General features: G+C 71.2%; 11 protein-coding genes. 8 read left to right on the forward strand and 3 right to left on the reverse strand.

Annotated elements, in window-relative coordinates; all coding sequences use genetic code 11:
• Positions 1 to 119 precede the first annotated feature (119 nt).
• The 3 genes from WMF44_RS34595 to WMF44_RS34605 all read left to right on the forward strand — a co-directional run bounded on the left by WMF44_RS34595 (position 120) and on the right by WMF44_RS34605 (position 4,674).
• On the forward strand, positions 120 to 2,018 hold the full coding sequence (locus WMF44_RS34595) for a radical SAM protein (RefSeq protein WP_437294313.1): 1,899 nt from the start codon (positions 120 to 122) through the stop codon (positions 2,016 to 2,018).
• Positions 2,019 to 2,224: 206 nt separating this feature from the next.
• Positions 2,225 to 3,973: a protein kinase domain-containing protein gene (locus tag WMF44_RS34600; protein ID WP_437294314.1), complete on the forward strand. Its 1,749-nt coding sequence runs from the start codon at positions 2,225 to 2,227 to the stop codon at positions 3,971 to 3,973.
• Positions 3,974 to 4,353: 380 nt separating this feature from the next.
• Positions 4,354 to 4,674, forward strand: coding sequence for a hypothetical protein (locus tag WMF44_RS34605; RefSeq protein ID WP_437294315.1), 321 nt, complete (start codon positions 4,354 to 4,356; stop codon positions 4,672 to 4,674).
• Here the strand turns inward: WMF44_RS34605 and WMF44_RS34610 are convergent.
• Positions 4,641 to 5,111: a GNAT family N-acetyltransferase gene (locus tag WMF44_RS34610; RefSeq protein WP_012239112.1), complete on the reverse strand. Its 471-nt coding sequence runs from the start codon at positions 5,109 to 5,111 to the stop codon at positions 4,641 to 4,643. The two genes, WMF44_RS34605 and WMF44_RS34610, sit on opposite strands and share 34 nt — an antisense overlap.
• 81 nt (positions 5,112 to 5,192) lie before the next feature.
• On the opposite strand from WMF44_RS34610, the gene WMF44_RS34615 reads away from it, so the two are divergent.
• From WMF44_RS34615 to WMF44_RS34630, 4 genes are all read left to right on the forward strand, one after another.
• Positions 5,193 to 5,327, forward strand: a complete 135-nt coding sequence (locus tag WMF44_RS34615; RefSeq protein ID WP_437294316.1) for a hypothetical protein — start codon at positions 5,193 to 5,195, stop codon at positions 5,325 to 5,327.
• 191 nt (positions 5,328 to 5,518) lie between these two features.
• Positions 5,519 to 6,382: a lysophospholipid acyltransferase family protein gene (locus WMF44_RS34620; protein WP_437294317.1), complete on the forward strand. Its 864-nt coding sequence runs from the start codon at positions 5,519 to 5,521 to the stop codon at positions 6,380 to 6,382.
• The gene (locus WMF44_RS34625; RefSeq protein ID WP_437294318.1) at positions 6,379 to 7,314 is read left to right on the forward strand and encodes an SDR family oxidoreductase; all 936 of its coding nucleotides are present in this window, start codon (positions 6,379 to 6,381) and stop codon (positions 7,312 to 7,314) included. Before WMF44_RS34620 ends, WMF44_RS34625 begins: the two co-directional genes overlap by 4 nt.
• A gap of 36 nt (positions 7,315 to 7,350) precedes the next feature.
• Complete coding sequence (locus WMF44_RS34630; RefSeq protein WP_437294319.1) at positions 7,351 to 8,916, forward strand: dipeptidyl-peptidase 3 family protein; 1,566 nt, start codon at positions 7,351 to 7,353, stop codon at positions 8,914 to 8,916.
• Positions 8,917 to 8,963: 47 nt separating this feature from the next.
• Here the strand turns inward: WMF44_RS34630 and WMF44_RS34635 are convergent, their stop codons facing one another.
• Entirely contained in the window at positions 8,964 to 10,661 is a 1,698-nt protein-coding gene (locus tag WMF44_RS34635) for a hypothetical protein (protein ID WP_437294320.1), read from the reverse strand.
• Positions 10,658 to 11,767, reverse strand: a complete 1,110-nt coding sequence (locus WMF44_RS34640) for a hypothetical protein (RefSeq protein WP_437294321.1) — start codon at positions 11,765 to 11,767, stop codon at positions 10,658 to 10,660. The genes WMF44_RS34635 and WMF44_RS34640 overlap by 4 nt, the downstream gene beginning before the upstream one ends.
• Positions 11,768 to 11,990: 223 nt before the next feature.
• Here WMF44_RS34640 and WMF44_RS34645 point away from each other — a divergent pair, with 223 nt between their 5' ends.
• Positions 11,991 to 13,337, forward strand: a complete 1,347-nt coding sequence (locus WMF44_RS34645; protein WP_437294322.1) for a serine/threonine-protein kinase — start codon at positions 11,991 to 11,993, stop codon at positions 13,335 to 13,337.
• The last annotated feature ends 34 nt before the right edge of the window (positions 13,338 to 13,371 follow it).

Below are 13,371 nucleotides of genomic sequence, written 5' to 3' on the forward strand. Positions count from 1 at the left end.
GCTGTCACGCCCCAGGCCGAGCCGCGTCAGCGCCGCGCGACAGCCTGGAATTTGATGGAAGCACGCGCTAGGTCGACCTACCGTGCAGCCGCGAAATGCGGCTGTGAGAGAGGTGACGCTTGATCGACCTGGTACGGACACTGGAAAAGGCCATCACGGTCTCCGCCGGCAAGGCGTGGCCGGTCTTGCAGCGACTGAGCCGCCTCGGCGGCGAGCCCAGGCCGTTTCACCCGAAGTGGAGCGACAAGCCGATCCCGAGGGGCGGCGAGCGCACGAAGCCCCCGCTCGGCTGGCCTCGCGAGACGGACAGCCTGTGCCCGCGCTGCGTCAAGGAGGCGCGCGCCGAGATCCTGAGTGGCAGGGCGGATTGGACCAAGCTCATCACGGACAAGCCCGGGGAGATCCGCGCCAGCATCGTCGCGCGCGAAGGGCGCGTGGTCATGGAGAAGACGTGCCCGAAGCACGGCTTCTTCTCGGACACGATCTCGATCGACCCGGCGTTCCTGGCCCGGATCGAGCGCCTCTTCGGCGGCCGCGACGTCGAGATGACGAAGGACAGGATCCACGACCACGGTTCGAGCACCATCCGTTACGGTCGCGGCGCGGTGCTCACGGTCGACCTGACGAACCGCTGCAACATGATGTGCGACCCGTGCTTCATGGATGCCAATCAGGTCGGCTACGTGCATGAGCTCTCCTGGGAGGAGATCACGAGGATCCTGGACGACGCGGCGGCGGTGCGCCCGCGCCGCCAGATGTCGATCCAGTTCTCCGGCGGCGAGCCGACGCTGAGCCCGCACTTCCTCGACGCGATCCGGTACGCGCGCGAGAAGGGGTACTTCGCGGTGCAGTGCGCGACGAACGGGATCCGCTTCGCGGACGAGCCAGGCTTCGCCAGGAAGGCCAAGGAAGCGGGCCTCCGGATGGCGTACCTGCAGTTCGACGGGGTCACGAACGCCGCGAACGGCCACCGGAAGATCGGGAACCTCTACGACGTGAAGCTGCGCGCGATCGAGGAGCTCTCGGCCGCCGGGATCGACGTCATCCTGGTCGTGACGATCGTCAACGGGGTCAACAACGATCAGGTGGGGCCCATCATCGACTTTGCGGTCCAGAACGCCGACAAGATCACCGTCGTCAGCTTCCAGCCGGTCAGCTTCACCGGCCGCGACGAGGACATCTCCGACGAGCTGCGCGAGAAGCAGCGGTATACGCTGAGCCACCTCGCGCACGACATCGCCCGGCAGACCGGCGTGACCGACCCGCTGCGCGACTGGTTCCCCCTGTCGGCGCTCAGCCCCTTCGGCAACGTGACCGACCTCCTCGACGGCCCCGACAAGGACTGGGGGCAGATCAACTGCGGCTGCCACCCGAACTGCGGGATAGGGACCGCGCTGTTCGTCCACAAGAAGACGAAGCAGATGGTCCCGCTGCTCGACTTCATCGATGTCGAAGGGCTGCTCTCCGACCTGCGCGCGATCTTCGACGCGGGGCGCGGCCGCGCCCTCACGAAGGCGCAGGTCGTCGCCGCGCTGCTGCGCCATTACCAGCCGGACAAGGCGCCGCCCGGCTTCCACCTCGCGACGCTCGTGAAGCAGTTCATGAGCCAGACGGGCGCCGCGCACGCCGGCGAGGGCGACGCCCGCGAGTACGAGTGGCGGGTCCTTTTCGTCGCGGGCATGTGGTTCCAGGACCTGTTCAATTACGACTTCCGCCGCACCGAGATGTGCATCATTCCGTACGGAACGCAGCTCGGCGAGATCAGCTTCTGCGCGTACAACACAGGGGCTGGATGGCGGAATATCCTCGAGAAGATGAAGGCCAACGCCACCGTGGCCGAGTGGTACAAGAAGCACGGTAGGCACCCTGTCTATGCGAAGAATCAGGATCTTCCTTTACCGGCCTACGACAACCCCCTGACGATCATCGAGCACGACCTTGCGTTGCGCGAGCGCGAGCAGGGCGGCGCGCACGCACGGCCACGGCGCGCGGCCAGGCGGCTGCCGATCGTGAGCTGATCGCGCTCCCACGCCGCGCGGCCCCGCATCGCCGAGAGACAGGCCACGTGAGCCGCTGGGCTCGGTGCCCCTGGGCTCGGCGATCAGTCGCAGGGCACCTCACATCGACACAGAATCCGGTTCTCCTCGCGGCCGTGTGGGAGGAGGCTCGCGTGAGCGGCGCGGGAGTCGTGGAGAACGCACCACGCATGGTGTAGTCTGGTCACGTGACCTTGCACGCGGGCCGCTATGAGAGCTTGCGCGCCATCGCGTCAGGCGGCATGGCGACGGTGTATCTCGGGCGGGCCCTGGGCGCCGGCGGGTTCGAGCGCCTCGTCGCCCTGAAGATGATGCACCCGCACATCGCGGCGGAGCCCGAGTTCGTCGCGATGTTCCTCGACGAGGCGCGCCTCGCGGCGCGGGTCCGCCACCCCAATGTCGTCGCGACGTTCGATCTCGTCGAGGACCCGCTGTTCCTCGTCATGGAGTACATCGAGGGGCCGTCGCTGCACAGCCTGCTCCGCACGTGCGCGCGGGCGAAGCGGCCCGTCCCGCTCGGGATCGTGCTCCGCATCTTCCTCGACGTGCTCGCGGGCCTCCACGCCGCGCACGAGCTCACGGGGAGCGAGGGCGAGCCGCTCCACCTCGTGCACCGCGACGTCTCGCCGCAGAACGTGCTCGTCGGCGTCGACGGCATCGCGCGCATCACCGACTTCGGCGTGGCCCGCGCCGAGACGAGGCTCATGTCGACGCGGGGCAACGCGCTCAAGGGCAAGCTCGCCTACATGGCGCCCGAGCAGATCCGGGCCGCGAACGTCGACCGTCGCAGCGACGTGTACTCGGCCGGCGTGGTGCTCTGGGAGATGCTCACGGAGGAGCGCCTGTTCAAGGCCGACAACGACGGCGCGCTGCTCGCGCAGATCCTCCAGGGCGCGCCCGCGGGGCCGCGCGGGGTGGTCCCGTCGGTGCCGGCCGCGATCGACGAGATCTGCCTGCGCGCGCTGCGCACCGACCCCGACGATCGCTTCCCGACCGCCGCGGCGTTCGCCGAGGCGCTGGAAGAGGCGGCCGCGCAGACGCCGGGCCTCGCCGTGTCGTCGCCCCGGGCGGTGGAGGCGCTCATCAAGGAGGTCGGCTTGCGCGGGCCGCCGGAGAGCCTCACCGCGCCGGTCAGCGCGCGAGGCGCTCCCGCCTCGGCGCCCAGGTCGGGGCGATCGCCGCTGAGCCAGCGCTCTCCGTTGAGCGATCCTCTGCCCCTGACCACGCGCTCTCCGTTGAGCGATCGCCTGAGCGATCGCCTGCCCCTGAGCCAGCGCGCTCCGTTGAGCGATCGCCTGCCCCTGAGCCAGCGCGCTCCTTCGACCCAGCGGAGCGTCGAGGTGGCGCAGGACAGCTCGGGCGCCGAGGGCAGCGCGCCGGGGCTGGGCGCCGTCGTCTCCGAGGCCGTCTCGCGCGGCCGGCACCACATCGCGCGCCGCCGCGTGCTCGCCGGCGCCTGCGCGGTCGCGCTCGCGGTCGGAGCGGGCGCCTTTCTCGCCGTCGGCCAGCACGAGCCAGCCGCTCCCTTCACGGCGGAGGGCGCCTCTGTCTCCCGGATCTCGTCCTTCGTCCCCGCGGCCGCGGCGGCCAGCGGGCCGGTCCAGGCGGCTGCGCTCGGGCACTCCGGCGAACCGGCCGGGTCCGCGGTCCCCTCCGCTCAGGGCGCTGTTCCCGACAGCTCCGCTCAGGGCGTGATTCCCGGCGGAGCCGCCCAGGGTCCCGCCCCGCGCCCGAGCTCCAGAGCGACCCCGCCCGCAGCCGTCAAGCCGAGGACGAGCCGGCCCGACACGCGCACGACCAGCGGATCCACGGCCCCGGCGGCGAAGCCGGCCACCCGCTCATCGACCGTTCGGAGCGCGGCGCCGAAGACCGCGCCAAAGGCGCCAGAGCCGAAGCGGAGCGCTCCGCGGACGACCTTCAAGCCATCCGGCCTGTGACGCACACAGGGCTGTGACGCACGACGTCACCGCGGAGACAGCCCACGACGGTACGTGCGCATGGATCCAGCGCGCTCCCCGGGCCGAGCCATGATCCTTTTCGCCGCATCGTCCAACACTCCGACCATGGAGACACGTCCAACACCCCGACGACCGCGGGCACCCGCGACCTCGGCGCCCATAGCGCGACGTCGGGTCGCGCTATCGCACATTGAACGCGCCGCAGCGTCGCCTACATGCTCACGGAAAACAGCAGAACGTCAGTGGTCGCCTCACGAGCGCGATAGGGGAGGTAGGCTATTCTTGTCGTGGGGCGGTATGTGCTCGCCCAAGTGAAAGACGCGCCGGTCGTCGGACGTTACCCCGGGGGGAACCAGCTCATGCGCTCGCTTTTTGAGCAGGTCGTCGAGTGCTGTGGCCTCGCACCCGCGTTCGCCAGAAAGATCATCCAGGAGGCCTGCGAGCGGAGCGATGTGTCACCGCCCGAAGCGATGACGCCAGCCGATCTCATCCGCACGCTCCCTCACATCCGCCAGGCCCTCGGCGTCTTCCTCGATCCCGGGGAGGTGGCGCTGAAGACGGCCGCGATGCGAGCCCTCGTCAAGGGCTCCTGGCCGTCGATGGCCGCGGTCGTCCCCCCTGGTTCGAACCAGGAGAGCCGGACCCCTCAGGACGAGCCGAAGGCCAAATCGAGCTCGTAGAGCTCGTAGTGCGAGCGCCGCATTCCGAGCGCGACATACGTCGACTGCGCTCGCGCGTTCGCTGTCTCCACGTACAGGCGGATACCGCATACGTCCCCCGCGTCCGCCGCCATCTCGTGGACTCGCCGATACAGCGCCCGGAAGACCCCGCTGCGCCGCTGCGCGGGGGTCACATAAACGGACTGGATCCACCAGAAAGTACCGTTTCTCCAGTCACTCCATTCGTAGGTGATCATCAGCTGCCCGGCCATCTCGGACGCGTGCTCGGCGACCAGATAGAACCCTTTGGCGGCATCCGCGATCAGCGCGGCAGCGCCGCGGAGGGTGGTGGCGGCATCCAGCACCTTGCCCTCCGTCTCGAGCGCCATGGCCCGGTTGTTCGCCGCGATCAGCGCGGCATCGGTGGGCGCCGCCCGGCGGATCACGAGCGCTGTCACGAGGCGACCTCCCGGCGGGCGTCGCAGGGACGTTCTCCGGCCGAACGGCAGGAAAGCGCGGAAGCGCGGCATCGGATCGACATGGCCGACCCCATACCGCGGGCAGCACGGCTGCTCAATGACGAGGCGCACAAGGCGCACGACACGCACGAGGCGCACGACGCGCACCACGCGCACGACGCGCGGCGCCTCGATCCAGCGACGAGCGCGCGGTGACGACCGGTCGCGAAGGCGTCGCCGCGGCGCGTTATGTTTCGAGGAGCGATCCTCGACGAGCGCGCCCGGCGCTCGGCGCGTGGTCCATGGCTCCGCCGCGCCGGCTGCCACTTGCGCCGGTTGGCGGAGGTTGTGCTCCTCGCCCGATCGCGCATACCCTCCGGGCGCCGAAGCCTCCCGGAGGGTGACCCTTGACACTGCTCGTCAGCGACTCGATTGCCCAGCGCGTCCAGCGGCTGGAGATCCCTTTCAACAGCTTCGGGGTCGATCCTTACGGCATCTCCCGGAAGCACCTGGGTCTCTTCTTCTCCCTCCTGGATTTCTTCTATCATCATTACTTCTCGGTGGGCGTGACGGGCCTGGAGAACGTCCCCGCGCGCGGGCGGGCGATGCTCGTCGGCAATCACTGCGGGGGAGTCGCCATCGACGGGGCGATGGTGGTCGCGTCGATGTTCTTCGCGATGGATCCTCCGCGCCTGGCCGAGGGGATGGCGGAGAAGTTCATCAATCGCCTCCCCTTCACCTCGCTCTGGTCGAGCCGCACAGGGCAGTTCACCGGCCTCCCCGAGCACGCGAGCCGCCTCCTCGAGGACGAGCGGCTGCTCATGGTGTTCCCCGAGGGCGCGCGCGGCACCGCCAAGCTCTACAGCGAGCGCAACTCGCTCGTGCACTTCGGATCGGGGTTCGTCCGGCTCGCGATGAAGACGAGGACGCCCGTCATCCCCTTCGGCTTCGTCGGCGGCGGCGAGGCGGTGCCGACCATCGCCAACTCGTACACGATCGGCCGGCTGTTCGGCGTGCCGTACATCCCGATCACCCCGTACCTCGTCCCGGCGCCGCTGCCGGTCCAGCTGGAGATCACGTACGGCGAGCCGATGACGTTCGCCGGGACCGGCGCCGAGGAAGACGAGGTGATCCTCGGCCACGTCGAGCAGGTGAAGGCGAGGATCGCCGAGCTCATCGAGGCCGGGCGAGAGCGGCGCCGCGGGAAGCTCTCGCTGGACTGGCGCGGCGCCACGCCGCCCAGGCCCGCCTCATCGAAGGAGCACGCATGAGGGTCCTCATCCCAGGGATCACCGGCCAGCTGGGCCGCATGGTCGCGACGCGCCTCCTCGAGGAGGGGCACGAGGTGATCGGCATCGACAGGCGGCCGTGGCCGACCGCGCCGGCCGGCATCGAGATGCACAACGTGGATCTGCAGAAGCGCGCCGCGGAGGACGTGTTCCGCAAGAGCCGGCCCCAGGCCGTCATCCACATGGCGACCGTGACGCACCTCGTGGAGCAGACGGAGGAGCGGTATCGGATCAACCTCGGCGGCACGCGCGTCGTCTTCGACAACAGCCGCGCCTGCGGGGTCGAACACGTGATCTTCGTCGGCCGACACACCTACTACGGCGCCGGCCCCGAGTCGCCGCTCTACCACACGGAGGAGGATCCTCCGATGGCGGTGTCCACCTTCCCCGAGCTCGCCGACCTCGTCGCGGCCGATCTCTACGCCTGCACGGCGCTCTGGCGCGCTCCCGAGCTCTGCACGACCGTCCTTCGCATGTGCTACACGCTCGGCCCGACAGGCCACGGCACGCTGGCGAGCTTCCTCCGCGGCCCCCGCGTCCCGTACGTGCTCGGGTTCGACCCGCTGTTCCAGTTCATGCACGAGCAGGACGTCGTGACCGCCATCTGCCTCGCCCTCGAGAAGCGCATCCGCGGCGTCTACAACGTCTCTGGCCCGCAGCCTGTGCCCCTGTCGCTCATCATCCGCGCGGCGGGCCGGGTGGCGGTGCCCCTCCCCGAGTTCGTGCTGCGCAACGCGTTCGGCCGCTTCGGGCTGCCGAAGCTCCCGCGCGCGGCGCTGACCCACATCAAGTACCCCGTCGTCGTGGACGGCGCCGCGTTCCGCGCCGCGACCGGGTTCAAGCACGCCATCGACGAAGCCCAGGCCATCCGCGAGTACCGCGACGCCCACCCCGTCCCAGCGAGCCGCCCCTGAGCCGGGGAGTTCATCTCATGAGATAAGGAGGTCCCGATGTTGTCCGAGAAGGTCAAGCAGTTCGCGCCGGCCAGGCTCACCGCGGACATCGACGATCTGCCCGAGCCGGAGAGGAGAGCGCTCGGCAAGCTCATCGAGGCTTCGCGGCAGCTCGATCCCGTGTTCGATCGGCAGGCCTACGCCGGGAACCCGGAGCTCCGCGAGGAGCTCGTCGCGGACGGCACACCGGAGGGGCGGGACAGGCTCGCCTACTTCGACATCATGCGCGGCCCGTGGGACAGGCAGGATCACCACCGCCCCTTCGCCATCGACAGGCCCCATCCGCCTGGCGCTGGCTTCTACCCGGAAGATCTCTCGGCCGACGAGCTCAACGCGTGGGTCGAGCAGCACCCCGGCGACAAGGAGGCCTTCAACAGCCTGTTCACGCTCATCCGCCGGGACCAGGGCCGGCTCGTCGCGGTGCCGTACAGCCAGGCCTACGCCGCGTGGCTCGGCCCCGCCGGCGCGCTCCTCGAGGAGGCCGCGGCGCTCACCGCGAGCGAGAGCCTTCGGCGGTTCCTGAGGTCCCGGGCCGCCGCGTTCCGCTCCGACGACTACTATGCATCCGACAAGGACTGGATGGACCTCGACAGCCGCGTCGAGGTGACCATCGGCCCTTACGAGACCTACGAGGACGAGCTCCTCGGCCTCAAGGCCTCGTTCGAGTCGTTCGTCACGGTGAGCGATCCCGACGCTTCCCGGAAGCTCTCGAAGTACAAGGAGCTCCTCCCGGAGATGGAGCGCAACCTGCCTGTCCCCGAGGACGTGAAGACCGCGCGGGGCGGCGAGAGCCCCATCCAGGTCGTCGACCTCGTGTTCAGCGCCGGCGACGCCCGCAAGTCGGTCCAGACGATCGCGTTCAACCTGCCGAACGACGAGCGCGTCCGCGCCGAGAAGGGGGCCAAGAAGGTCCTGCTCCGCAACGTCATCGAGACGAAGTTCGAGCTGATCATGCGCCCTATCGCCGAGCGCATCCTCGACCCGGCGCAGCTCGATCACCTGTCCTCCGACGCGTTCTTCAACGAGACGCTCTTCCACGAGCTCTCTCACAGCCTCGGCCCTGCGTTCACGACCGCGAGCGGGGAGCGGGTCGAGGTGCGGATCGCGCTCGGCCCGACCTACTCCGCGCTGGAGGAGGCCAAGGCCGACGTGATGGGCGCTTACAACGTCCTCTTCATGATCCAGCGAGGCCACTTCGCGGCCGATTTCAGGGAGAAGCTCCTCATCTCCTATTTCGCGGGGCTCTTCAGGAGCACCCGATTCGGCGTGGCCGAGGCGCACGGCAAGGGGGCCGCGCTCCAGATCAACCGGTTCCTCGAGGAGCGCGCCGCCCGCTTCGACCCGGCGACACGGCGGTTCACCGTCGACGCCGAGGAGCTCGAGGCCGCCATCACCCGCCTCGTCCGCGATCTCTGCATGGTGCAGCACCGCGGCGACAGGCAGGCCGCCGGCGAGCTCCTCGCCAGATACGGCGAGGTCTCGGCGCCGATGCAGCAGGCGCTCGGCGGCCTCGAGGGGATCCCGATCGACATCCGGCCGATCTACCCGCTCGCCGGCGAGTGAGCCGCGCTCACGGCGAGTGAGCCGCGCTCACGGCGAGCGAGCGGCGCTCACGGCCCGATCTGCACGAGGAACGCGTCGCCGGCGCCCTGGCTCACGGCCGTGGCTGCCCCGCGATCGAGGACGCCGTCGAAGCGGCCGGTCACCCAGCCATCACCGAGGAGATCGACGGCGACGGCGGCGCCGCGCTGCTCGCCCGAGTCGCCGAACGAGCGCAGCCAGATCGGGTTGCTGGCAGGGTCGAGCTTCGCCACGAACACGTCGGCGGCGCCCACCGCCGAGTGCGCCTCCTCGCCGATGTCGAGGCTCCCCAGGAAGGAGCCGGTGAGGAGGATGTTGCCCGCGAGATCGACCGCGACGGAGGCGCCCTCCTGGTCGGCGTCGTCGCCGAAGTCCTCGCACCACTGCAGGACGCCGTTGTCGTCCAGACGGATGAGGAAGACGTCCTTGTCTCCATTGCTCGTGAGCAGCGACTCGCCGAGGGAGATCGCCCTCCGGAACGAGCCGGTCACGAGGATGTTGCCCGCTCCATCGACGGCCACGCCGAGCGCCTCGGCCGCGTTGGTCGCCTCGGCCGCCTTGCTCCAGACGTGATCGCCCGAGGGGTCGAGCTTCGCGACGAACAGGTTGGTCTTTGCGTCGGTGGTGAGCGGCCTCTCGCCCCCGAGATCGACCTCCCCGCTGAACCAGCCGACGACGACGATGTCGCCGTCGCCGTCGACGGCGACGCCGGTACCGGCCTGATCTCCCTGGCCGCCGAACCGCTTGGCCCACTCGACGTGGCCGGCGGCGTCGAGCTTGACCAGGAAGGCGTCGCTCCTGCCGTGGCTCTCCAGGGTGAACCGCTCGCCCCGGCGGCCCTCGCCGAAGTCGAGCGTGCCCGAGAACTCGCCGGTGATGAAGGCGTTCCCCGCCTGGTCCACGGCGACCGCCGCCGCGTGTTGCGTGGCGTCGTCGCCGAACCGCCGGCTGAACTGGTGCGCCCCGGTCGCGTCGAACCGCGCCACGACGACGTCGGCGCGGCGGCCGGCGCCCTCGAGCACGCCGCCGCCGAAATCGACGTCGCCGGCCGCGCTGCCCGCGAGCACCACGTCGCCCCCCGGCGCGAGCGCGACCGCCCGGGCGACGCTGTCCGCGAAGCGGCGGCCGAACCGGAAGCGACCCTCGCGCCTGGAGGCGTCGCGGGAGAACGAGACGAGGAAAGCGTCCGGCTCGCCGAGCGCGCCCAGCTCGTCCGACGGGCCCGCGCCGAGATCGGTGCTGCCCGACGCCGAGCCGACCACCACGACGGCGTCGGCCGAAACGGCGACGCCCAGGCCCTGCTGAGCGCCGGCCCCGCCGAGCGCGACGCTGTGCACGGGGTCGCCCGTGCACGCTCGCCCGTCGCAGTTCTCGTCCTCGGGCGTGGCGCAGCTCTCGAACGCGGGCAGCACCTGGCCGACGCAGGCGCCGACGTCCGTCCCGTCGTCGTTGCACGCGGCGACGCCGGCGACGCAGAGGCCGACGCCCTGCGTGCCCTGCGGCCCCGCGTAGCAGTCCGCCTCGGTGAGGGGAACGCAGATCTCCTGAACCTCGACGCCGCCGGCCGCCCCGCCGCCGGCGCCGCCGCCGCCTCCCCCCTCGCCCACCGGCACGGGATCCGCCGCGACGTCGGGGAACGGCGCGATGAAGGCGCACGCGCCGAGGCCCGCGCAGGCGAGGGCGAGCGCGGCGACGACGCCGGCTCCAGGGCGAGGTGCGCCGCTCACAGCGCTCCCCGCACGGCGACCCCGGCGCCGTCCGCGCCGACCCATGGCGAGAGCGCCGTCGGGCGGGGGATGCGCGGCGCGGGCGCGGGCCGCCGCCCGGCGGCGTCCGGAGGAGCCGCGGGCGAGGGGGACGAGGGCCAGAAGAGGTAGGTGGCGAAGCCGCCCGCGATGACGGCGGCCCCGGTGAGCACCGTGCTCGTGACGGCGAGCGCTTGCCCGCGGTCGCGCAGCGCCTGCCGCTCGCCCAGCGAGCCCGGGGCAGGGTCCTCGTTCTTCTTCAGGAAGCTGTGCCGCACGTCGTACGCCATGGCGCCCGTGACCACGGCGCCGGCGGCGAGCGCGGCCGCCGTCCCCACGACGACCACCGGCGAGATGCGCGGGCCGGGCGCGGGCGCGCTGGGCAGCGCCCGGCGCGCGGGCGCGCTCGACAGCGGGACCGCGAGCGAGCGCTTGCGGCCGAGCTCGGCCCGCAGCTCGACGACCGCGCCCGTCTCGGCCTGCACCGTCGCGTCGAACCGCGCCGCATAGTTCTCGGCCGCCACAACGACCCGCCGCGCCCCCGGGCTCACGAGGATGGCCGCGCCGACGAGCGCGGCGTGGATCGGCTCACCGTCGATCTCGACGCGCACGCCGGTCGCGTCCTCGGGCAGCCGCAGGACGATCTGCGACGTCTTCACGCGAAGCTTCTCCAGCCGTGCCCGGGACTCCCTGGCGAGCGCGATCTCGTTCCGCGCTGTCGCGCCGGACGCAGCGAGCTCAAATGCGTTGAGCGCCTCGACGACGTGACCGAGCGCCTCGTGACAGACGCCGAGGTGGTACCAGAGCGGCGGGGACACGACGATCTTGCTGATGCGCTCGTACGTCTCCAGCGCCTCTGCCCACTGGCCGCTGTCCTCCGCGGCGAGGCCGAGCGCGAAGAGGCGCCGCGCGGACGCGAGCTCCGCGGCGCTCGGCTTGTGGGGCGCAGCCACAGCCGCGGTGTCGCTCGCGGCCGCGGCCGGCGGCGCGCGGCCGGCGTCCTCCGGGGAAGGCTCGGCGAACGCAGCCGGACCGACGCCGACCAGGGCGAAGAATACCACTCCGCCGATGGTGATCCGATGCTTCACCCACGCCTCCTTCCATCACCAAGCGATAGAGGCAGTCTAACCGTACTCACGCCGACCGATCCTCGACAACTGGAAAATTGTTTGAGATTGGCGTCCGATCCTGGAACGCTCTTGCACGACCCGCCTGGAAAGCTCTTCCACTGTCGGTGAGAGCTTCAGCATGGTCGGACTCACGACGACACAGGAGTCGCAGGTACGAGCCGTGATAGCGCCCGTCGATCTTGTGCCAGGCCAGCTTCTCGGCCGCTATGAGCTGCTGATCGCCATCGCGCAGGGCGGAATGGGGACGGTGTGGGCGGCCCGAGAGCGCGGCGGGGCGGCGGGCGACAAGATCGTGGCAGTCAAGACGATGCTGCCGGCGCTCTCCAGCGATCCGCGCTGCAAGCGCATGTTCCTCACGGAGTCGCGCATCGCCTCCCGGATCAAGCACCCCAATGTGTGCGCGATCCTGGATCAAGGTGAGCAGAGCGGGGTGCTCTACTTCGTGATGGAGTGGATCGACGGCGACGCGCTCGTGGCGCTGCTCGGCGGCAGCACCCGCAAGCAGGGCAGCCCGCTCCCCCTGCCCGTCGCGGTGAGGATCGCGATCGAGGCGGCGCGGGGGCTGCATGCGGCCCACGAGCTACGGGACGACGACGGCGCGCTGGTCGGGCTCGTTCACCGGGACGTCTCGCCGCACAACATCCTGATCACGCGGGACGGCTCGGTCAAAATCGCCGATTTCGGCGTGGCCAAGGCCATGGCGCAGGTGGACAACCCGACGACCAACACCGGGCACATGAAGGGCAAGATCCTCTTCATGGCGCCCGAGCAGGTCTATAGCGAGCAGCTGGACCGGCGGTCCGACGTCTTCGCGCTCGGGATCGTGCTCTATCAGCTGACGACGGGCACGCACCCGTTCGCCGCCAGCCACGACCTCGCGACGATGGCGCGCATCGCGCGGCCCGAGCCGGTGGATCCGCCGGGCCCCCTCGTCCCCGGGTACCCCCCCGCGCTCGAGGCGGCGGTGATGCGCGCGCTGGCCAAGGATCCGGCCGAGCGCTTCGCGACGATGGCCGAGCTCGCGGACGCGCTCGAGGAAGTGGACGCCACCCTCGGCAGCCGCCCTGGCGAGGTCACGGGGTACATCCGCAACGCGCTCGCCGCGCGCGCCTCACGTCGCACGGCGCTGATCAAGGACGCCCTGCGCGCCGCGGACGGCAGGGCGAGGGGGCGCGCCCCCGCGCGCCTGGACCCGCGCCGCCGCGCCCGGACGATCGCCACCGCGGCGGCGCTGGTCGCCTCGGGCGCGCTGCTCGGGGCGGCGACGCTCCTGTGGATCGGCCTCGGGGAGGGCCCCGGCGCGCCGCCCGTGGCGGTGCCCGCGGCGCCGGCCGTCACGGTGGAGCCGCGCCCGGGGGTCGCCACCGCCGAGCCGCGCGCCCCGGAGCCCGCGCGCGTGTCAGAGCCGGCCCCGTCCACCGCGCCCGCGGCGCCGCCGTCCTCCACCCCCGCCGCGAGCGCGAGCCCGCCTCGCTCCCGATCGCCTGCCGAGACCGGGCGCGCCAAGTTCCGCGAGCCCGGCTTCTAGCGCGCCCCGTTCCGCGGGGCGCGCGCCGCGGCCC

Source organism: Sorangium sp. So ce426, from assembly GCF_051475585.1.
Lineage (GTDB): Bacteria > Myxococcota_A > Polyangia > Polyangiales > Polyangiaceae > Sorangium > Sorangium cellulosum_B.